Annotated in this window: 20 protein-coding genes and 3 pseudogenes; 11 read left to right on the top strand and 12 right to left on the bottom strand. The window is 58.0% G+C overall.

All coding sequences use genetic code 11. The annotated features are described in order from the left end of the window. Window positions 1–179 precede the first annotated feature (179 nt). On the bottom strand, window positions 180–1,271 hold the full coding sequence (locus QP027_RS10835) for a pseudouridine synthase (protein WP_284824759.1): 1,092 nt from the start codon (window positions 1,269–1,271) through the stop codon (window positions 180–182). Here QP027_RS10835 and QP027_RS10830 point away from each other — a divergent pair. The 4 genes from QP027_RS10830 (at window position 1,207) to QP027_RS10815 (ending at window position 3,747) form a co-directional block, all read left to right on the top strand. Then, window positions 1,207–1,353 (top strand): hypothetical protein, encoded by a 147-nt coding sequence (locus tag QP027_RS10830; RefSeq protein WP_284824758.1) that lies wholly within the window; start codon window positions 1,207–1,209, stop codon window positions 1,351–1,353. The two genes, QP027_RS10835 and QP027_RS10830, sit on opposite strands and share 65 nt — an antisense overlap. Before the next feature lie 92 nt (window positions 1,354–1,445). Then, a complete protein-coding gene (locus tag QP027_RS10825; RefSeq protein ID WP_284824757.1) occupies window positions 1,446–2,342 on the top strand; it encodes a universal stress protein in 897 nt (298 codons plus the stop codon). Window positions 2,343–2,566: 224 nt separating this feature from the next. Next, window positions 2,567–2,827, top strand: coding sequence for a GlsB/YeaQ/YmgE family stress response membrane protein (locus QP027_RS10820; protein WP_284824755.1), 261 nt, complete (start codon window positions 2,567–2,569; stop codon window positions 2,825–2,827). Between the two features lie 107 nt (window positions 2,828–2,934). Next, window positions 2,935–3,747 (top strand): hypothetical protein, encoded by an 813-nt coding sequence (locus tag QP027_RS10815; protein ID WP_284824753.1) that lies wholly within the window; start codon window positions 2,935–2,937, stop codon window positions 3,745–3,747. A 4-nt stretch (window positions 3,748–3,751) separates the two neighbouring features. Here the strand turns inward: QP027_RS10815 and QP027_RS10810 are convergent, their stop codons facing one another. Further along, entirely contained in the window at window positions 3,752–4,231 is a 480-nt protein-coding gene (locus tag QP027_RS10810; protein ID WP_284824751.1) for a TM2 domain-containing protein, read from the bottom strand. Window positions 4,232–4,393: 162 nt separating this feature from the next. Between QP027_RS10810 and QP027_RS10805 the strand changes: the two genes are divergently transcribed. Continuing rightward, the gene (locus QP027_RS10805) at window positions 4,394–5,032 is read left to right on the top strand and encodes a TetR/AcrR family transcriptional regulator (RefSeq protein ID WP_284824749.1); all 639 of its coding nucleotides are present in this window, start codon (window positions 4,394–4,396) and stop codon (window positions 5,030–5,032) included. On the opposite strand, the gene yidC is transcribed toward QP027_RS10805, so the two are convergent. Beyond that, window positions 5,020–6,150, bottom strand: coding sequence for a membrane protein insertase YidC (gene yidC, locus QP027_RS10800; RefSeq protein ID WP_284824747.1), 1,131 nt, complete (start codon window positions 6,148–6,150; stop codon window positions 5,020–5,022). The two genes, QP027_RS10805 and yidC, sit on opposite strands and share 13 nt — an antisense overlap. Before the next feature lie 62 nt (window positions 6,151–6,212). On the opposite strand from yidC, the gene QP027_RS10795 reads away from it, so the two are divergent. Next, entirely contained in the window at window positions 6,213–7,025 is an 813-nt protein-coding gene (locus QP027_RS10795) for a class E sortase (RefSeq protein ID WP_284824745.1), read from the top strand. Between the two features lie 153 nt (window positions 7,026–7,178). On the opposite strand, the pseudogene QP027_RS10790 reads toward QP027_RS10795, so the two are convergent. After that, window positions 7,179–7,797 (bottom strand): annotated as a pseudogene (locus QP027_RS10790) (DUF2020 domain-containing protein). Here QP027_RS10790 and QP027_RS10785 point away from each other — a divergent pair. Together QP027_RS10785 and QP027_RS10780 are read left to right on the top strand one after the other, a co-directional pair. Beyond that, complete coding sequence (locus QP027_RS10785) at window positions 7,796–9,058, top strand: sensor histidine kinase (protein ID WP_284824742.1); 1,263 nt, start codon at window positions 7,796–7,798, stop codon at window positions 9,056–9,058. The pseudogene QP027_RS10790 and the gene QP027_RS10785 sit on opposite strands and share 2 nt — an antisense overlap. Beyond that, the gene (locus tag QP027_RS10780; RefSeq protein WP_284824740.1) at window positions 9,058–9,696 is read left to right on the top strand and encodes a response regulator transcription factor; all 639 of its coding nucleotides are present in this window, start codon (window positions 9,058–9,060) and stop codon (window positions 9,694–9,696) included. Before QP027_RS10785 ends, QP027_RS10780 begins: the two co-directional genes overlap by 1 nt. A gap of 89 nt (window positions 9,697–9,785) precedes the next feature. Here the strand turns inward: QP027_RS10780 and QP027_RS10775 are convergent, their stop codons facing one another. Continuing rightward, window positions 9,786–10,100: a histone-like nucleoid-structuring protein Lsr2 gene (locus QP027_RS10775; RefSeq protein WP_284824738.1), complete on the bottom strand. Its 315-nt coding sequence runs from the start codon at window positions 10,098–10,100 to the stop codon at window positions 9,786–9,788. Between the two features lie 513 nt (window positions 10,101–10,613). Beyond that, the gene (locus QP027_RS10770; RefSeq protein ID WP_284824736.1) at window positions 10,614–11,249 is read right to left on the bottom strand and encodes a DUF6474 family protein; all 636 of its coding nucleotides are present in this window, start codon (window positions 11,247–11,249) and stop codon (window positions 10,614–10,616) included. Between the two features lie 78 nt (window positions 11,250–11,327). Between QP027_RS10770 and QP027_RS10765 the strand changes: the two genes are divergently transcribed. Further along, on the top strand, window positions 11,328–12,824 hold the full coding sequence (locus QP027_RS10765) for a TM0106 family RecB-like putative nuclease (protein WP_284824734.1): 1,497 nt from the start codon (window positions 11,328–11,330) through the stop codon (window positions 12,822–12,824). On the opposite strand, the gene QP027_RS10760 is transcribed toward QP027_RS10765, so the two are convergent. After that, on the bottom strand, window positions 12,821–13,993 hold the full coding sequence (locus tag QP027_RS10760) for an MFS transporter (RefSeq protein ID WP_284824732.1): 1,173 nt from the start codon (window positions 13,991–13,993) through the stop codon (window positions 12,821–12,823). The two genes, QP027_RS10765 and QP027_RS10760, sit on opposite strands and share 4 nt — an antisense overlap. A 71-nt stretch (window positions 13,994–14,064) precedes the next feature. Here QP027_RS10760 and QP027_RS10755 point away from each other — a divergent pair, with 71 nt between their 5' ends. Further along, window positions 14,065–14,946 (top strand): LysR family transcriptional regulator, encoded by an 882-nt coding sequence (locus tag QP027_RS10755; protein WP_284824730.1) that lies wholly within the window; start codon window positions 14,065–14,067, stop codon window positions 14,944–14,946. On the opposite strand, the gene QP027_RS10750 is transcribed toward QP027_RS10755, so the two are convergent. Both QP027_RS10750 and QP027_RS10745 read right to left on the bottom strand, forming a co-directional pair. Continuing rightward, on the bottom strand, window positions 14,904–15,347 hold the full coding sequence (locus QP027_RS10750; RefSeq protein WP_284824728.1) for a hypothetical protein: 444 nt from the start codon (window positions 15,345–15,347) through the stop codon (window positions 14,904–14,906). The two genes, QP027_RS10755 and QP027_RS10750, sit on opposite strands and share 43 nt — an antisense overlap. Before the next feature lie 142 nt (window positions 15,348–15,489). After that, window positions 15,490–16,161, bottom strand: a complete 672-nt coding sequence (locus QP027_RS10745; protein ID WP_284824726.1) for a MerR family transcriptional regulator — start codon at window positions 16,159–16,161, stop codon at window positions 15,490–15,492. A 59-nt stretch (window positions 16,162–16,220) separates the two neighbouring features. Here QP027_RS10745 and QP027_RS10740 point away from each other — a divergent pair, with 59 nt between their 5' ends. Next, a complete protein-coding gene (locus QP027_RS10740; RefSeq protein ID WP_284824725.1) occupies window positions 16,221–16,673 on the top strand; it encodes a DIP1984 family protein in 453 nt (150 codons plus the stop codon). A 572-nt stretch (window positions 16,674–17,245) separates the two neighbouring features. Here QP027_RS10740 and QP027_RS10735 read toward each other — a convergent pair. The 3 genes and pseudogenes from QP027_RS10735 to QP027_RS10725 form a co-directional block, all read right to left on the bottom strand. After that, a pseudogene (locus tag QP027_RS10735) lies at window positions 17,246–17,630 on the bottom strand (integrase core domain-containing protein); the annotation flags it as partial. Next, window positions 17,618–17,698 (bottom strand): annotated as a pseudogene (locus tag QP027_RS10730) (IS6 family transposase); the annotation flags it as partial. The pseudogenes QP027_RS10735 and QP027_RS10730, both read right to left, overlap by 13 nt. 233 nt (window positions 17,699–17,931) lie before the next feature. Then, a complete protein-coding gene (locus QP027_RS10725) occupies window positions 17,932–19,782 on the bottom strand; it encodes an FAD-dependent oxidoreductase (RefSeq protein WP_284824723.1) in 1,851 nt (616 codons plus the stop codon). Window position 19,783 lies beyond the last annotated feature (1 nt).

The raw sequence follows: 19,783 nt of genomic DNA, 5'->3' as shown, positions 1-19,783 counted from the left end.
TGGTGGTGAACAATGATGCACGTTTTACCACCTGCCGGGGTACCGACACCACCTGAAACGGGCACCACTGTACGGTGGTAGCGGTCAAAGGGGGGCACGGTGTCTGAACAGTCATGCACGTTTTACCACCTGCCGGGGTACCGACACCACCTGAAACGGGCACCGTTGTACGGGTGCGGTCACCGCAAAGAACCACCACCCCCACACACCTCAGGAATCGGTAGTCCAGAGAACCCGGTGGTGTGGAAACTGCGCGGCTGCCCGCTTAGAGGATCGACAAAGGCTAGAGAAACTGAGCTCAGGCACATCGGCACGCTGTAGTCCTCGTCACCGAATGGACGTACTTCTGGGTAGACGGGATCCCCCAGGATCGGCACGCCGGCAGCAAGCATCTGTATGCGAAGTTGGTGTGTCTTACCCGTAATTGGCTGCAATATATATCGCGCCAAGCGTCCGGACGGGGCGTGAACTGAGAACGGTGATGGGTCGACCTCGTCAACAGCCAGCACGTTGGTAAATGAGTTTGGTTCAGCATCCCGCACCAATGTCGCAGCGATTTCGCCGTGTTCCTTTGCAATATGGTGTTCCCATCGGGCGGGCAAGTCGAGTCGTCGATAAGCGGCGATGGCCTCGTACAACTTGTGCACCTGTCGATGTGCGAACAGCTCTTGGTAGGCACCACGGATTTCGCGCCGCTTAGTCATCAGTAGTAGGCCGCTGGTCATGCGGTCGAGCCGGTGCGCTGGCGTCAGTTCCTCGTTGCCGGTGGCGCGGCGCAGTCGCACGACGGCGGTTTCGGTGATGTGTGCGGCTCGGGGCATGGTGGCCAAGAAGGGCGGCTTATGGGCAACCAGGATGTCAGAATCTTCATAAACGATGGAGATTTCGTAGGGAACGTGCTTCTCGGGGGCGGGACGTCGGTAGAAAAACACATCGGTCTCCGGGGCCACCACACTTTCGGGGGTAAGTGGCGTGCCGTCGCGAAGAACGACTTCACCGGCGGCAAAGCGGCGCAGGACGGCATCTGCGTCGTCATCCGGGTGGCGATGGCGCTGGGTGCTGACCAGATGCGCGATAAAGTCGCCGGCTAAGACGCTCGAACCCTGCGGGACGCGCGCCCGTGTGGCCCCGAGTCCGTCGCGCGGTGGGAGGGGCAGATTCGGTGTGGACTTTTTCCTGTTCATACTTCGTACTAACTTATTCGTCATGAACTTTGACGCAATCATTGACCAAGCAGTTGCCTTTTCTTCCAACGGAATTGGCGCGACCATCAAGGATGTTTTCGCAGTCCTCTACACCATTTTCTTCCCTTCCAATTCTGAAGCAGCCTTCCCAATCGAGATTCCTGCATAACTGGTACTAACCAGCACACTGGCGTGTCATGACGCGCTACACTGGAACATGTACAAAGTGATAATCCGCACGCAAATGAAAGGGCGTTCGTGATGACCAAGGAAGACATTGTTGTCGTAGCAGTCGACGGTTCAGATGCCTCCAATAATGCTGTTCGATGGGCGGCAAATACCGCTAACAAGCGGGGCATTCCATTGCGCTTGGCATCCAGCTACACGATGCCACAGTTCCTCTACGCCGAGGGCATGGTTCCGCCGCAGGAGCTTTTCGACGACTTGCAGAACGAGACCATGGAGAAGATCGAAGCGGCGCGCGGAATCGCGCACGAGGTAGCGCCTGAGATCAAGATCGGTCACACGATCGCAGAGGGTTCTCCGATCGACATGCTCCTGGAAATGTCCAAGGATGTCAGCATGATCGTGATGGGTTCGCGTGGTCTAGGCGGTCTATCCGGCATGGTTCTTGGTTCTGTTTCCGCAGCTGTGGTTTCCCACGCTGAGTGCCCAGTTGTTGTTGTCCGCGAGGACAACCCAGTTGACGAGACCACAAAGTACGGTCCGGTCATCGTCGGCGTGGACGGCTCTGATGTCTCGCAGCGCGCGACGGAGGTAGCTTTTGCAGAGGCAGATGCCCGCGGTTCCGAGCTCGTCGCGGTCCACACCTGGATGGACATGCAGGTCCAGGCTTCGATGGCCGGTCTTGCTGCAGCGCAGGAGCAGTGGGAGATCGTCGAGAAGGAGCAGTCCGAGATGCTTGCAGAGCGTCTGGCGCCTCTCGTCGAGAAGTACCCTAACGTTCAGGTGAAGAAGGTTATTTCCCGCGATCGCCCTGTGCGCACTCTGGTGGAGCAGGCTGAGGGAGCTCAGCTGCTGGTCACCGGTTCTCACGGGCGTGGTGGCTTCAAGGGAATGCTCCTGGGATCGACTTCCCGCGCACTGTTGCAGTCTGCGCCTTGCCCAATGATGGTTGTTCGACCAGTTTCGGCTTAACGACGACCTCGTAGCCTGAAGTTTCGGCTTAAATTCGCCCGTGCCACATTTTGTTGGCTCGGGCGAATTATGCTTTGAACTGCGATGATTCAGAGTATGCGAAAAGCGTTATAGTTTGTTGCCGTTTTGTAATGGTTTCAATGCGTTTCCATTTGCATAATCGGTAGTGCACCAAAAACGTTCGCCTCTGTGCAAGACAATAAACGGAAAGCAGGATTACTACTATGTGGACAATTATTTTTTGGCTGATTATTGGTGGCCTCGCTGGCTGGATCGCTTCGATGATTATGGGCAAGAACGCTCAGATGGGCATGCTCGCTAACATCATCGTTGGTGTCATTGGTGCGGTTATCGGTGGCTGGATCGTCAGCCAATTCGGCAGTGACCCGAACGCAAACTGGCTATGGAGCCTGATCGTCGCAACTCTTGGCGCGGTGATCCTACTGTGGATCGTCAGCCTCTTCACCAAGACTAAGACCAAGTAAACTATCTAAATGACTCGCGAGGAGCCTCAGAGAGAAATCTCTGAGGCTCCTCGCTTTCTGCTGCCTCGGGCTTCGTGGGATGGGGCGCAGACGGTAGGGTAGCAATCATGGACTTTGCCGCATATCGCCAGCAGCTTCGCATCGCAGAGGTGTGCAAGCGCTCAGGTGATGTCGTCGGTTGCGAAAAGGCCTTGGGGGAGTTTTTGCAACTGGCGTATCCGACAGCTGACTCTTTGTACATGGTCGACCACAAAGATGTGTACGACGATATTGCGAAGGCGATTACCGAGCTCATCAAGCTATTGTTGGGGCGGCAAGAATATGCTGGGGCGGCCGTGGAAGCAGGGCGCGTCGTCGGATTCTTCTCAGGTCACAATGCCCGACTTGCTCAAATGAGTCCTAAGGTTCGTGCAGAAATGTTGAGCACTGTCGCGCGGGCAACGCGCGAACACACGCTGCGCGCTCAGTTATTCGGTGCAGCATCAGTGGATTTTGCATCCTTGTCGGAATTGACCGAGGCAGCACGGGCGAAACTCGGGCAATCCGCCGGTTTGTTTGCGGCCCGGGACTATCGTCACGCCCATGATTGTGCGCTCGAGGCGAGAAGAATGGCACAGCAAGCGGATAGCGCGGAAGTAGAGGCACAGTCAGTGCGGATGCTCTCGGAGACCTTCCTCGCAGCGAAAGACACCCAAGGCTCTCTCGGAGTGATCCTGGAATATCTCAACGCGCCGAAGGAACTGGTTACGGACAAATCAGCAATTCGATCTCGGGCGGAGTTGACTGAGACGCTGGGCGCGCGCTACCTATCACAGGGAGACAGAGCTTCGGCGCGCGCAGCCTTTTCCAACGCAGCTGGGCTGTACGCGCGGTGTGGCGAGACCGCGAAGGCCAATGCTCTGCTGCGTCAGCGTCGATAGCGATCTAGATAAGTGGAACTCCGTGGGCGTCGCGGTTGTACTGGCCGGCACCGAGCAGGATCATGATGAATTCGACAAATGCCCAAATTCCGGTGATCATCAGCATGATGAAGCCGATGAAGATGATCGCAGTGATCAGGCCGATGACCGAAATCGAGAGCTGAGCGATCGCCTTGCTGTTGTAACCAAGATAGAAGTTGTGCACGCCGAAGGAACCAAGGAAGAACGCAAGCACAGCGGCGACAATCTTGTTCTTTGGCTGAGATGGAAGTCCCGCAGCATTGTAGGCCGCGTACATCGGCTGTGGTTGTTGCGCTGGAACGTTAGCGAACTGCTGCGGCTGCCCATATTGAGGCTGTGCAAACTGCGAGTCGAATTGAGGCTGCTCAAACGACGGCCGAGCCGAAGGCTGGTTACCCTGCTGGTAGGAAGGGTTCGGGTCGAACGGGTTGTAATCGTAGTTGCTGTTGTTGGGGGTAGTCATGTGTCTCCTTACTCCGCCACAAGGTATCACTCCTGAATCAGTACCCCCATTAAACCACTGATCTTCCGAAATCGGGCTTTGGTGGGCTCCATGCTGGTGTGAACGAACCGGTTTGTCTATATTGATAGATGGAGTCTACTTGGAAAGGACGTTGGCCCAACCGTGAGCACATCAGGAGCTTCAGACGGCAAGCGAAAGCCTGCTTCTCGACGACGCAACCGCCCGAGTCCGCGTCAGCGACTGTTGGAATCAGCAACCAAACTCTTTTCCAGTGAGGGCATCCGAGTCATTGGCATCGACCGCATTCTGCGGGAAGCAGATGTGGCTAAGGCGTCGTTGTATTCACTCTTTGGGTCAAAGGACAACCTCGTCATTGCTTACGTGGAAAATCTTGACCAGCAGTACCGCGAAAATTGGCAGTCCCGTACAGCAACCATGTCGGATGCGGACGAAAAGATCTTGGCGTTTTTTGATATCGCCATCGAAGAAGAACCAAAGAAGGATTTCCGCGGGTCGCACTTTCTAAACGCCGCTAACGAGTACCCGCGACCGGAAACAGAATCGGAAGAGGGCATCGTCAAGGCCTGCCTCGAGCAGCGACGCTGGATGCACCAGACGATTACGGACTTGCTTAATAGGAAGAACGGCTACCCGTCAGCAAACCAAGCGAATCAGATCCTGATTTTCTTGGACGGCGGACTTTCCGGCGCACAGTTGGTGCGCGATGTTACTCCGTTGGTCACCGCGCGCGACCTCGCCAAGCAGTTGCTTGGCGAGCCGCCGGCTGACTATTCCATCTGATCGTCGTTAAGCTTCTTTTGCTGGCGCTCTTCGCGGGCTTTCTTGATCGCTTCCGCGCGGACCCTGGTTTTCTCCTTGGCGATGGCCTTCTTGCGCGCCTTTTCCTCTAGCTTTGCCGCCTGCTCGGCTTCTTTCTCGGCCTTGAGCTCGCGGCGAATGTCTCCAGCAGATCCCGGTTTGACCAGCGCCGCTGCTTGGCGTTGGCGACGAGAGCGTTTCTGCTCCTTCATCGCTCGACGTTCGGCGAAGAATGCTTCCTTACTTTGCGCTGCATAGTCGAGGTGCTCCTGGTCCAGCGGGAACTTCTTCACTGCTGCGAACCACATGATCAAGGTCTGTGCGGCGGTCCAGAGGTTGTTGCATACCCAGTAGAAAATCAGCGCGACGGGGATCGGGCCGGTTGCACCGATCATGAGCAGCATAAATGGGGTGAAAAACGCCATACTGACAAGAAACTTGTGGGCGCCACGCGCGGCCGCCTGGGTCCAGTCGATCTGAGACTTGGAGCGTGCGATGGAGACAATCATATTGGCGGTGGTAAAGACGATGGCGGTGAGCAGCAGTTTGTAGGCAACTTGATTGACCTCTTCGGAGGTCGTTCCTAGGGCAGCAAACTGATCGTCGGTCATGGCGATAAAAGCAGGCAGTGGCACGCCGAAAAGTTCTGCTTGGCGGAACTGGTCCAATTCCTCTGCGGAGAGAACGCCGACGGTGGGGCCCTGACCTGGCTGTGGAACCGCGAGCCACAGCAACAGACGGTACAGACCGAGGAACATCGGAACCTGGATCAGTAAGGGCACACAACCGGCGGCGAGGTTATAGCCGTAACGCTTCTGCAACTCCTTGAGTTCTTGGCGCTCGGCGGCGACGTCCTCGGGGGACGTTGCCTCGGCGTACTTTTCCGTGATGGCGGCCCGTTCGGGACGCATGAGGATGCCAATGCGGCCGGACTTGGTCATTGTCCAGGTAAAAGGGACCAAGATGGTTCGGATAGTCACCACGAGAAGCACGATCGATAGGACCCAGGCAGCAGAGTTATCCATGCCGAAGACAGAGGCGGTAAGCCAATGCCAGAACTTCATGACTACAGAAACCGGCAGGACAAATGCATTGAGCATGGGCCGATACTCCTTCTATCTGAGGGTGTGGCGTTACGTGCCATTTCAGTTAATGTTAGAGCATGGCTCATCTTCAGCAGCTGGCACGTAGGCCGGTGTCGATTACCCATGTGCTAGGCGAAATTCTTTTGACCGTGGGTGTGATTATTTTACTTTTCGCTTACTACGAGGCGTTCTGGACAAACGTGAAGTCCAACCAACTCCAGGCCGAAGCATCGACCAACCTGGACGAGCAGTGGGAAAAGGAACGGGTGAACCCTCGCGCCAAGCACATGCCAGAGCTTGGAGAAGCGTTCGCGCGCATGTACATCCCAGCGTTTGGTTCCGATTTCAACTTCGCCATCGTTGAGGGCACCTCCGATGCCGATCTGCTGGCTGGTCCGGGCCGCTACGTTGATTCGCAAATGCCTGGTGAGCCGGGTAACTTCGCTGTCGCAGGCCACCGTGTAGGCAAAGGCGCGCCCTTCAACGATCTGGGAAATCTCCAGGCATGCGATGCCATCATTGTTGAAACTGCCACGCAGTGGGTGACCTACCGTGTGCTGCCGATCGAGTCGACAGATGGTTCGTCGAGAAGCGCTGCGGTGCAAAGTTGCCTGACACCAGAACAGTCGCAGCGCGTGGCGGAAGGTGACTATGCGCAGGTGAGCGGACGTCACATCACACTGCCAGGCAATATCAGCGTGATTGATCCGATTCCTGGCACCCAGCCGCCAGCTGACGAGGCCGGGCTCGCGACCCTGGAAAGTCTGCTGACTTTGACCACCTGTCACCCGCAGTTTTCCAACGCAGAGCGCATGATCGTGCACGCGATGGAGACGGAAGTGATGGACAAATCGGCGGGCCGCCCGCCAGCGTTTGAGGAAACGATCTAAATGTACGGAGCTTTTTGGCGCATGCTGCCAGGCCCTTGGCCGGTAAAGCTAATCATTACATTGATTGTGCTGGTCGCAGTTTTCTTCCTACTCATGGAAGTCGTGTTTCCGTGGGTGTCCACTTTGATGCCATACAACGAGGTCGCGGTCTAGCTACAGACCCAGGTTGGTGATCGTCTCCTCGGCGATCAACTCTGCTTTGAGCGACTGCTCCTGGTTGGTCAGAACCACGACTGCGATGTCGCCCTTGGATACGGCGTAGACCGCGCCCTCGGTATCGGGAATCACCCCCACCACCAGCGCGTCCTCCCATCCATCCTGCGGGGGAGTCGGCCGGGTCGGTGATGTCGATTGGCGTGTAATGGTCGACTACCGCGGTGGCCTCGTCCTCAGAGGGCATGTGGCGCACGAGGACCTGCAACTGCGGCGCTTCCGGATAGGACCAGTACACGCAGGCAGGGGTGTCAAAGCGCGGGTCCACGCCTACGCCGGTGACGCGCTGGCCGTTGGTTGTCTCGACCCAAGCAGTCTCAAGGTACGGGCACTCTTCCCAGCCGTTGCGGTCGGTGGCTGGCTCGGGGCGCGCGTCAAAAGGTAGCCCCTGGTCGGTGGTCGGCGCTGCGGCGCTTTGCGACGACCCCGACGCCACGGATTCTGCTGCGGAATTGTTGGGGCCGGTGGTGTCGTCGTTAAGCTGACAACCAACGAGGACTGCTGCCGAAACGGTCACAATGAGGGGCAGGGTGACCTTGCTGGGTAGGCTCGGAATCATGAGTTCTACCCTAGCTACCTTGCAGCGGGACGTTGCCGATCTGCCCTACCAACGGGCATTTGATGGCGCGATTCACGCGCTGACGGTCACGCTGCTCACTGTGTCCGCGTTCGCTGCGGTGGGTTACACGCTGGAGCGCGCGGCGATTCACCTGATTCTGACTGCGCTGTTTGCCTTTGTGTATTTCTTTGGGCGCTACAACCAGGCGCGGTGGGTCGAGGCGGGCAAGATACTGTGGGTCTTTATTCTCACCGCGGTGTGGATCATGGATCTGCTGGTCTCCCCGGTCTCGATCTATTGGGTCTTCAGCCTGTTCTTCTTGTACCTGCGGGTGATGGACGATTGGCGTGGCCTGGTCAGCATCGCTTTTGGCCTCGGCGTGTCGATCTTGGTGCAGCTCCCGGGCAAGATCACCCTCGGTGGCGTGATGGGGCCGGCGGTTTCAGCGGGCGTTGTGATCGCGATTCATTATTCCTACCGCACGATTTCGCGGATTTCTGCGGAGCGAGAGGTGTTGATCCAAGAGCTGGTCTCCACTCAAGACAAGTTGGCGCACACCGAGCGTGCGGCCGGGGTTGCCCAGGAGCGTCAACGCTTGGCGCACGAAATCCATGACACTGTTGCGCAGGGACTTTCGAGTATTCAGATGCTGCTCAATGTGGCCGAACGGGACCTGAAGAACACGGGGCTTAGCGACGAACAGCTGGCCCAGCCGTTACACCGCATGGAGCTGGCTCGTGAGTCAGCGGCGGACAGTCTGGCGGAAACACGCGCGATGATCGCAGCGTTGACCCCAGCTCAATTAACCGACCACTCGCTGGTGGAAGCACTGGAGCGTATTGCAGAGAGCTTCAGCGAAAGCGGCGGAGTCGATATTTCTGTTGAGACTGACGGCGAGCCCCAGCAGCTTCCCATGCGGGTCGAGGCGGGGCTGCTTCGGATCGCGCAGGGGGCCACTGGCAACGTAGTCAAGCACGCCGAGGCGACCCGTGCGCGAATAACCTTGACATTTAGTTCTGATGAGGTGCGCCTGGATATCGTCGATAACGGCAAGGGCTTTGACCCGGAAGCGTTGGCTGAACAGCCGACCGGCCTGGGCCACATTGGATTGGATGCGATGCGCACTCGCGCGGAGGAACTCGGCGGAGAACTTGTGGTGGAATCCACACCGGGTGGGCCGACCGCATTGTCTGTGGCGCTCCCTGTCACGACTATTGTGGAAGAACCGGGTAATATCATCCGAAAGACGGAGGAGGATTAATGATCCGTGTTCTGCTTGCCGACGACCATCAGATCGTCAGGCTCGGGCTTCGCGCGGTGCTTGACGAAGCCGACGACATCATTGTCGTGGGCGAAGTTGCAACGGCCGAAGGTGCCATCGCGACGGCACAGGCTGGTGGTATCGACGTGATCCTGATGGATCTGCGCTTCGGTGCGGGTGCGGAAGGTGCGCGGGTAACGACGGGTGCCGAGGCCACTGCGATGATTCGTTCGACGATGGAGAACCCGCCGAAGGTCCTTGTTGTGACAAACTATGACACGGACGCGGACATTCTTGGGGCGATCGAGGCCGGAGCGGTGGGGTACCTTTTGAAGGATGCGCCGCCGGAGCAGCTGCTTTCGGCCGTGCGGTCTGCGGCCAAGGGTGATGCTGTCATGAGCCCGATTGTGCGTGATCGCTTGGAGATGCGTGACAAGGCCCCGCGCTCCTCGCTGACACCGCGGGAGCTGGAGGTTTTGCAACTGGTGGCGGGTGGATCGTCGAACCGTGAGATCGGCCAAGAGCTGATGCTGTCAGAGGCGACGGTGAAGAGCCACCTAGTACATATCTACGACAAGCTAGGTGTGCGTTCGCGCACTTCGGCGGTGGCGGCCGCTCGTGAGCAGGGCGTGCTGTAGCGCATTAGCGCCGCGACCCTCTGCCGGATGAAAAATACCGCCCTATGCGACGTGCATAGGGCGGTATTTGTTCTACGTAGCAGGCGGTATTAGGCGTGAGCCTCGTTGTACGCGTCGATGATCGCGAAAGGGATCTTGCCACGGTGAGCGATGGCCATGCCCTGGGACTGTGCCCACTTGCGTACCTCGCGTGGATTGACCCGACGAGCAACATCCGAAGGTGCCTGGCGCGCAGCCTTGATGAACGGCGCTAGGGTCTCGTGGAACTCCTGCGCATTTTCTTTAGACAAATCAAGAACGTAGTCGTTTCCGTCCATGCTGAAGCGGATGACGTGCAGCTCTTCTGCCTCGATAGGCGTGTTGTCTAGATCATCGTAGTACTGGGTAATTTCACGGCGAGCCATGCTGTTTTCTCCTGATTTTGTTTTTATGCACGTTTCTCAATGGGGTGAACCGTGTCTTTATACAGTGAGATGTTCTGATGCCTCTTTGTTGCGCACTGTGGAGTGACCTTGCTTTGGGAAAGCATGGCTCCTGTTCTTCCGAATAGTGCCGGAAGCATTTAACTTCTCATACCTTGATTATTCTAATCCAGAATGAAGAAATAGAAAATGTTGACATGTTTACTTCTTGAATTTCGAGCATAAGAAACTAAAGTTCCTAGTCTATTTGTGGACCTAGTGAAAGATTGGCGAACAGTGGCTATGTGTGATTCTTGCCGCCATATCCGCAAAAGTGGGTCCCCGGCAACGTAATCTAGTCCAGCTAGTGGAACTATCCGTTTCAAAATGGCTTTAGTGTGAGATGTCTATAGTGGAATTTCTTAGGCTAATGGCATATAGATTAAAGCCTTTAGTAAGGAAAGTAGAAGGCGTATACACCCCCTTTTCGGGGTGTATACGCCTCGGGGGACTCGGTTAAGCCTTGATCTTGTCCTGGATCTGCGCGGTCAGAGACTTGATGTCACGTTCAATCGCGGCGTGTGCGCGACGGCGCTGCTCTGGTGCCATGTACTCAGCATTATCAGTTGCGGTAGACAGCTCCTTGAGACGGTCATCGGCATCGCGCTTGAAACCGGAAGGAAGCTGCGAAGAAGCGTCGAGGGAATTGCGTACACCTTCGATGCGTGCCTTCAGCTCTGCGCCATGGCCTGCGTACTGTGCCATCTGCTCAGGGGTAACGCCGACCTTGGAAGCCTTTTGGGTCAGGCCCTGCTCCTGCAGTGCGGTGATGCCACGGTAAATCAGTGGAAGGAGAACCGGTAGCGCAACGCGAAGCGCACCAACCCAGCGGTTCATGGTCTTTGCGTTAATGCGACCTTCCTGGATCTTCTTCAGCTCGTTCTTCGCAAGCTTGTCCTCGTGCTTGCGCTGCTTCTTCATCGCGTTCTTCTCTTCTTTAACCAGGCGCTTTTCTGCCTGATCGAGCAGCTTTTCGCGCTTGAGGTCGAGCTTTGCCGCTTCCTTTGCCTCTTGCTTCGCGCGCTTCTTTGCGGCAGCGATTTCAGCTTTGGTCTTAGCGCGTGACTTACGGATCGATTCGAACAGGCCCATCGTTTCGTCTCCTCATGTTCATTACCGGTTTACTGATTCAACCTTACCGATGAATTGCGATTAGGATTAGGCCCCGACGTGGAACCTCGCAAAAATTCTGCTACCAGCGCCTTGTATGCGGTCAAAGCAGCCGACCTAGTAGGCTGCCGCTACCGCCTGCGCCAACGCGTTGAGCATCCCGAAGTAGGTCCCACCAGCGAAGGCGTAGCGCGGATTTCCCGTGTGCAGGCTGCCCGCGAGAAAGTCATGTCGCTCCTGCCGCAGCGCCCCGCCATCGGTGACGGCAGGCGCCGCGCTTTTCGACGAACAGACCTCACCGGGCCGGACACCGAACTAGCTACCTTGGAGGCCTTGTTCGACCAAGACCATGTGATTACGGGTGCGCAACTTTCCGGCTGGGTCGACGGTGCTTACGTGACAAGCGAGATTGATGTACTTGTGCGCCAGGAGGACGGGACCTACCTGCCCGTGATGATCTCCAATCACCGAGTTGCGCGGCCGAGTGCCACATCAACGATGCGCTACATCGCCACCCACCGCCTCGGCCTGGGGCAGGCGCTGGAGGCCCGGGCGCAACAGCGCCACCACACCATTGACGGTTACCGAGCCGCGCTGGCCCACCTGTTGCTTGATCAGATGGGCTTGGGGTGCCCCGAGGCCGCCGTGATCGGTCAGGAGCGCGAACGTGCGTATCTTGCGGCAGTTGCCCCATATGTCGAAGCGGTGCGCGAGGCCCTAGTGCAACCCACTCCGACGGAGCCACGCCGTTTGAAGCAGTGCGCGACGTGCCGATTCTGGACGTTGTGCGAGCCGGAGCTGCGCGCTGTTGACGAAATCTCTCTTGTCTTTCCCGGCGAACGCGCCCGCGTCTTCCGTGACAAAGGTATTCACACAGTCCAGGGGGCCATCGCTGCCGGCATTGGTGAACCTTCTGCTGTCGCTCGCGCGTGGCGCGATGGGGTGCCAGTGCTCTCCCGAGTCGAAACGACCAGTGCCCCGCGAGCAGACGTAGAAATTGATATCGACATGGAGGCCTACCTCGATCAAGGCGCCTATTTGTGGGGCGCTTACGACGGCATCGAGTATCGCGCTTTTGTCCTCTGGGATGAGGTCGGCGGAGAGGTCGAGGCCCAGAATTTCGCCGAGTTTTGGACCTGGCTGATGGATCGTCGACAAGCTGCTTATGACGCGGGCCAAACCTTCGCGGCGTACTGCTATGCAGCGGGTGGGGAGAACCACTGGTTGTTGTCGTCGGCAAGACGCTTCGGCGTGGTCTCTGAGGCCGAGATCAAAGCGTTTATCGCCTCCGATGAGTGGATCGACATCTTTGCCTACGTGCGCAAACAGTTCGTCGGACCGGACGGTTTGGGGCTCAAAGTAGTGGCTCCGGTCGCAGGTTACGACTGGGAGGACGACATAGACGGCGAAGCATCGATTGCTTTACGACGAGCCGGCCGCCTCGGCGACCTAGCTGCGCGGGAGATGCTGCTGCGCTACAACGAAGACGATTGCCGTGCAACCAGGGCCGTGCGCGAGTTCTTGGATGCGAACGCCCCGGGAGTGCCACGGATCTAGCGTCGTGTGCTCAGCGCCAGTGCTGCGGCTACGGCGATCAAAACAGCGACCATCGCTGCGAGGACTCCGATGAAGCCGGTCCAGGAGAGATGCTCGAATGCGCTACCGGTTGCCGCACCAATAACGGAAGAACCGACGTAGTAAAACAGCAGATACATGCTGGATGCTTCGGCGCGGTGCTTTTTCACCACTTGCCCCACCCAGCCGGATGCGGTGGAGTGCATGGCGAAGAAACTGGCGGTGAAAATGAAAAGGCCGATCAAGGTGATGATCAGGTTTCCTGACATGCACGCCACGACACCCAGCAGCATGAGCGCGGCGCCACCCAACACGACTCGACCTCGCCCAAAGGCGCGGATGAAGTTGCCGGCTTGGGCAGACGACCATGTGCCGGAAAGGTACATGATGAACACCAATCCGATCATGGATGGGGTGAGTCCGAAGTGGTCCACCATGCGGAATCCAAAGAAGTTATACAAAGAGACGAACACGCCCATCCCTAGGAACGCTGTGGTGAAAAGTGCCAGCAGGCGAGGGTTGGAAAGGTGTCCTGCCATTGCCCTGAGTTCGCCGGAGAGGCTGATGTTCTTCGGGGTGAAGTTGCGCTGGCGGGGAAGCAATAGTGCCATGATGATGGCAAAGCCGAGAGCCACAGAGCCACTGATGACAAGGGACCAGCGCCAGGTGGTGAGCTCGAGCAGGCCAGCGGGAATTAGTCGGCCTGTGAGCCCGCCGATGGTGTTGCCTGCGATATACAGGCCCATCGCGCCGGGCAGATCATCGGAATGAATTTCTTCGGAGAGCCACGCCATCGCCACCGCCGGGGTGCCGGCGATCATCGCGCCTTGCAGGGCGCGCATGGCGATGAGCTGACCGGCGTCCTGGGCGAGAGGCAGCATAAGGCCGAGTGTTGTCGCGAGCAATGCCGAGATGATCAGTACCCGTCCACGCCCAAACTTCTCCGACAGGATGGAAAACGGCACGATGAAGATGGCTAACGCTCCGGTGGTCGCCGATACAGTCATGGCGGCTTCGGTAGGTGAGATGCCTAGGTCGTCGACAAGCGTGGGCAGCAGCGCCTGTGTGGCGTAGAGCGCGTTGAAGATTGCAAGGCCAACGGCCAACATGGCGATTGTCGCTCGTTTGTAGGCTACTGATCCTTTGCGCATGGAGTCCATCATGGCTGACCGTTAGTGATGTGTAAAATGCGCGGTTTCGCGCGATCTGATTCAATTGGTGCATGACACCGGTTGACCTCGAAGGATTTCTGCTCGTCGCGAAGCTGGGGCACCTCACCGCCGCTGCTGAGCGACTCCACGTGCCACAGCCCACACTGTCGCGCCGAGTGCAGCGAGTAGAAAAACATGTTGGTGCTGAGTTGTTTGACCGGGTGGGCGGGCGCATGGAACTTAATGGTCGAGGCAGGGCCTTCGTCCCTCGCGCTGAAGCGGTGCTCACCGAACTCGCCGCTGGGCGCACCCAAGTTGCACGCCTCATGGACCCCGAACAAGGCACAGTGCGACTTGATTTCATGCACTCGTTAGGCACCTGGATGGTCCCCGACCTGCTGCGGGACTACCGCGCCGAGCATCCGCACGTCGAGTTTGTACTGCACCAGGGCCCCGGCCGCTACCTGGCCGAGCGCGTGTTTGCCGACCACTCCGACCTTGCGCTTATCGGTCCTCGGCCTAACGACGACCGGTTGGGTTGGTTACCACTGGCGACGCAGCGGCTGGCTGTCGCTTTTTCCGCCGAGCACCCCCTGGCCAGCGCTGAGCCGATTCGCTTGGCCGATGCTGCCGACGAGCCGTGGGTCGGCATGCTGCCTGGTTACGGTACTCGCACGCTTCTCGACGATCTCGTCGCCACCGCGGGCTTTACTCCCAAGTTCGTCTTTGAATCCATGGAGCTAACCACCGTAGCGGGGCTGGTATCTGCAGGCCTTGGGGTGGCATTACTGCCTCTGGATGATCCTTATCTAGCCGTGTCCGGGGTTGTGCTGCGCGCAATCGACCCGCCGGCGTTTCGTGAATTGGGGTTGGTGTGGCGTCGTGAAGCATCGTCGGCGCCACCCGTGGATCAGTTTCGGAAGTTTGTCGCGTCGAGGATGCCGTCGGTGTAGAGCCGGATTCGGGTCACTGGTGTTGTACGACGACGCTGCCAAGGATAGGTGTCGCGCAGGGCTTCTACCGGACGGTTCAACGTGATTGTTGTGTCGGTGCCGTGCGTGCCACCTAACGTTAGGGTGTTGTTGTCAATGTTGACCTGCTCCGCAAAAGTGCGCTCCTTGGTTACCGCCTTGATCAGCTCTGACGGAACTTTGGCGAAGATCTTGCGACCGCGCCGGAGCACAAGTTGGTCGCCGACGTACGAAGGGCGGATCCGTTCGGCTGCGATGAGCGCCCAGATCATCACGACTGAGTACACCGCGATCACTAGTGCGATAATGCGGATCAACCGCTGGCTAATCAAGAAATCCACAGCGATCGCTTCGAGGACGACGGCTGCAGTAAGTGCAGTCATGAACTGGATTCTGCCTGGCTGGTGAGGAAGCGGAGTTGCATGCTCGGGGATGAGTAGCTGTCCCCGTGTCCAGCGGATGAGATCCGTCCATAGTCCAAGCTCCCATTGCAATAAGCGAATCGCCGGATGGTGGCGTACAAGTTTAAACATCGCCGGTGAGGGCCTTGAATGCTTGAACTTGGGCGCCGCGCAGTGGAATCTCGTTAAGAGTGAGAGGCAAATCACTTTCGCTTAGAGTGTCGAAGATCCCCCGCAGTAAACCGTTCGGTAAGAGGCTCTGTAGAGTGGCGACTTCATCCGTCAAATGCGTTGCGTCGCCGAGTTGCTCCCATACTGCGATGAACTCACGCGTTGCTGCGATGCAATCCGGATCAGCGAGGTTCAAACGCAGCTGATCCCAAGTCTGCTGCGACGCAACACCTGTTAATGCCATTACATCGAAGCTTGCTAATTCACCGTGGACGTAGTCGGAATCGCCAAATGTGGCGAGGATCCCTTCACGGACATCGGTAGGAGTCCCGGCGGGGTTCTCTTGCAGTGCGATCAATTTTGTGCGCTGCAGTTCTAGTCGGGCGAGTTGGTCGTCGATAAGCGAAATAGCTTCGGACAACGCGGTGGGGGAGTTTAGCCGGGACAAAGGCACCCCGGCATCGACGAGGATTCGGGCGCGCAGGACCGCCGCGACATCATGGAGCGAGTAATCGCGGTAGCTGTTGGAGAGCCGGGCGGGTTCAGGGACCGCGCCGCTGTTGTGCATGTGGCGGATAGCGCGTACAGAGCAGTCGGCAGCGCGGGCAACATCAGAGATTCGCATGCTTAAATCATGAACCATGACGCGGTGCGAGGGTCAAGTGCGTGAGATAGGATTGCGTCATGCTGATTTCGGAAGCGCTGGCGGAGCGTGCGGAAGCAAACAATCGTCTAAGTCAACTGAAAGGCCGTCTCGCAACTGTTGCACGAGTGCAAGAGGGCGACGCGCCTGACGAAAATCCGCAAGCGCTTCTCGACGAGGCAGAGCGTTTGCTAGCGCGTATCGAAGAGCTCGTGCGTCGGATTAATTTAACCAACGCGCAAGTAATGGTCGGGGAGATGACTATGACCGAAGCACTCGCGCAGCGAGACCATTTGTTGGCAAAGCGTCGGTTGTTGACGGAGTTCGCCGATCGAGCGGCTGCGCGCCAAGATCGATATACAGTGAGTGAAGTTAAGTACGTGGCTACCGTGGACATCCGGGCTTTGCGCTCCCGAGCTGACGAAGCATCGAAGCGCTACCGCGAACTTGATCTTCTCATTCAGCAGGTGAATTGGTCGACGCAGCTACTGTAGTTTAGTTAAAAGTTGGTAGCCAGCTAAATCTTTGCGTGTGTGACGCTGGATCCCACAGTTCAAAGGGACACTTGGCATCCGAAGTGGCGATGGCGGATGAGGCAGTTCGAGTCTGCCTCTCTTTACCTAATCCTCGCCTGCATCGGGTACATGTAATGCAGAGAAATCTGTGAATCGCGAATAATTCACTACCAAGCACAGGGAGTTTTAGCTGGTGAGGGTGGGTTGTGGGACTTTTATCGAATTAGCGCACAAAAATGTTTCTAAAATGCTTGTGTTAGGTAACCCTAACCTATATGCTCGTGTTAGCGCATGGACGTTTCTCACTGTGCGTGATCCTTGAAGTGAAGTGCAGGCTCAAAGCATCTCCAGTGCGAGTCGCGAAAACACCGCCTTAATCTGTCGAAGGCGGTGTTTTTGTTTTTCGGGGAGCTTTTTGGCGGCTCGCGGACAAATCCCGAACTCCAGAACCCGAACGCCCTGGATGAAAATCGGGCAAGGTCTTCTCGGTCCAGGGCGTTCGGCATTTAGCATTCGGGATTTGGATCGAAGCGTTCTGGGTTTGGTTCCGCTTACTTTGCACCCACTGTGTGGATGTCTGATTGTTGATAGTAGATGTCTTCCTTCTCCTGAGGGGTGATGTAGCCCAAGGATTCGTGAAGGCGCTGGTTGTTCCACCAGCGAACCCACCGTAGGGTTGCCAGTTCGACTTCCCCGACCGGATACCCACGGCCGGTGTGGGTAGATCATCTCCGTCTTGTACAACCCGTTAACGGTCTCAGCCAAAGCGTTGTCGTAGGAGTCGCCCACAGTGCCAACCGAAGGGTCGATCCCAGCGCCGACCGGAGCCTCGCTGTATCGGACGGAGACGTATTGTGATCCGCGGTCACTGTGGGGAATGAAGCTTTCGGCCCGCAGGCCTCCGGCATTGTATAAGGCGTGCTCGAAAGCCTCCAGTGGCAGTACCACCGCACCGCCCACAGAATGATCTCACGAGGAAAATGACGACTCGAGAAGATACCCATGGCCCTGATTATTTCACGCCGGTCTTCCCACTGCCCCAACTTTGCAACAGCACCGAAAAATGAAGAAAAGGAGCCCGGCCTCCTCGCTGGATTTTCCAGGGAACCGTTCCATCACGGTGGACCAGGCCGAAGGGGACGGACACATTCCAGAGTGGCGGCATCGTGGCGTCCTCGTCCGTCTGTGCAAGAGATAGACGAGGGCGCCGCGATGTCAGGCGGGGTGCCGGGGATTGCTATGCTCCAGCGGTTTCCAGCTGGCGGTGGTTCGGGTGCGGGTTCTCCTCCCCTTTAGCCTGCTGAGCAGTTTTTTCATCGCCCTTGAGGTGGAGCACAGCTGTTAGAGCGTCGCGCAGCGCTGCGGTGGGATCGTCCACCAGGCGTGCCTCACGGTAGGCAACGTGGTTGTCGGGACGGACCAGCAGGCAGCCGTCGTCGGCGATCTCACGTAGGCGAGCCCAGTCACCGTAGGTGTCGGTGTAGTCCTGATCTGGGCCGATGCGGTAAGCGGGTATGTCGATTCCCAGCTCGGCGGCGAGCTCCGCGGCTGCCTCGACCCAGGCGTGGCCGTTGGTGCCGGTGAGGATGGTGAAGTGCCCACCGCCGGCGAGATCCAAGGTGGAGACCTTCGGAGCGAACGGGTTCTTGGGGCTCAGCCACGCGTGTGGCAGTCGGGCCCCGGGGTGGGTGGTTGGCTGGTAGTGCAGTTCCGGGTCGGTGTCCTGGGTCGGCCACGGGGTGCCGTCGGAAACCACCGCACTCGATTCGTAGCGCTGGCCCATCTCCACGCCCAAGGCATTGAATTCGTAGTCTTTGATCTTCAACGCCTTGTGCAGCGCCTGTCGTCGTCGTTCCCCCTCCTCGGTGGGTTGCTTGCGCACGTCCATGGCCGCCTGCATGGCCTCATCGTCATCGGCCGGGTCGATGCCCAGTGCATCAAGGACGTGGCTGAACTCAGAGATGGACTTGTTCGCCCTGCGAACGATTTGCTTGGCCACGGGCACTCGCTCGTCCTGGTAAGAGTTGATGAGCTCCTCACCGGCCTGACCTTTGAGAATCATGGCCAACTTCCAGGCGAGGTTGTAGGAGTCCTGGATAGAGGTGTTCGACCCTAGGCCGTTGCTCGGCGGGTGGCGGTGCACGGCGTCCCCGACACACAGCACCCGACCCTTCATGTTCTCGGTGGCGTAGGTATCGTTGACCGTCCATAGTGACCAGTGCCGGATGTTGATTTCTAGGTCAGGGATGCCCACCAGGTTGCGCACGATGTCGGCGGCCTTGGCGTCATCCATCTCCGGCGGGGGCTGGTTGATGTCATAACCCCAGGTGACCAGCCATTCGTTCCATGGACGCACCATGCGTACCAAGCCGAGACCGATGCCTCCGACCGCGGCTCCGGGTTGAAGGACCCAGTACAGAGAGGACTGTCGGTCCTGGCAGTACTCGGTTAGATCCATGTCGCAGTGGATGTTCATGGACCCGTCGACTCCCATCTGTCCGTCCATGGGAAGCTCGAGATCGGCAGCAATCTGGGAACGGCCACCATCGGCGCCGATGAGGTACTTGGAGTGCACGGTGTAGGTCTGCCCGGTCAACCGGTCACGCACCACGGTGTACACGCCCTGGGCGTCCTGGGTGTGGGAGACGTACTCGGTCTTCCAGCGGAAGACGGCCCCACGTTCCATGGCATTGCGCACCAAGATTGGCTCGAAGTGGGTCTGGGGCAGATCGCAGTTCAGCGACGGGGAGGCGGCGATGTACTCGCCCTCTCGGTCCGGTCCGGTGCCCCAGGAGTGGACGCGTCCGAATTCTTCGCCGTTGATGGCGGTGCAGAAGACGGTCTCGCCGATCATATGGTGGGGCACCTCGGCGGCCTTGATCTGGTCCTCGATGCCTATGTCCCGCATGATCTCCACGGTGCGCTGGTTGGTGATGTGCGCCCGCGGGGTGTGGGCAGTATTGGAGTATTTGCTGACCACCAGGCACTCAATGCCGTAGGTAGCCAGGAACAGCGCTGCGGAAGAACCGGCGGGACCGGAACCGACGACGAGCACGTCGGTGGTCAAGTCAGCGGAAGTGGTGGTCATG

The organism is Corynebacterium breve (assembly GCF_030252165.1).
Taxonomy (GTDB): Bacteria; Actinomycetota; Actinomycetes; order Mycobacteriales; family Mycobacteriaceae; genus Corynebacterium; species Corynebacterium breve.
This window is presented reverse-complemented; position numbering and strand designations above follow the sequence as displayed.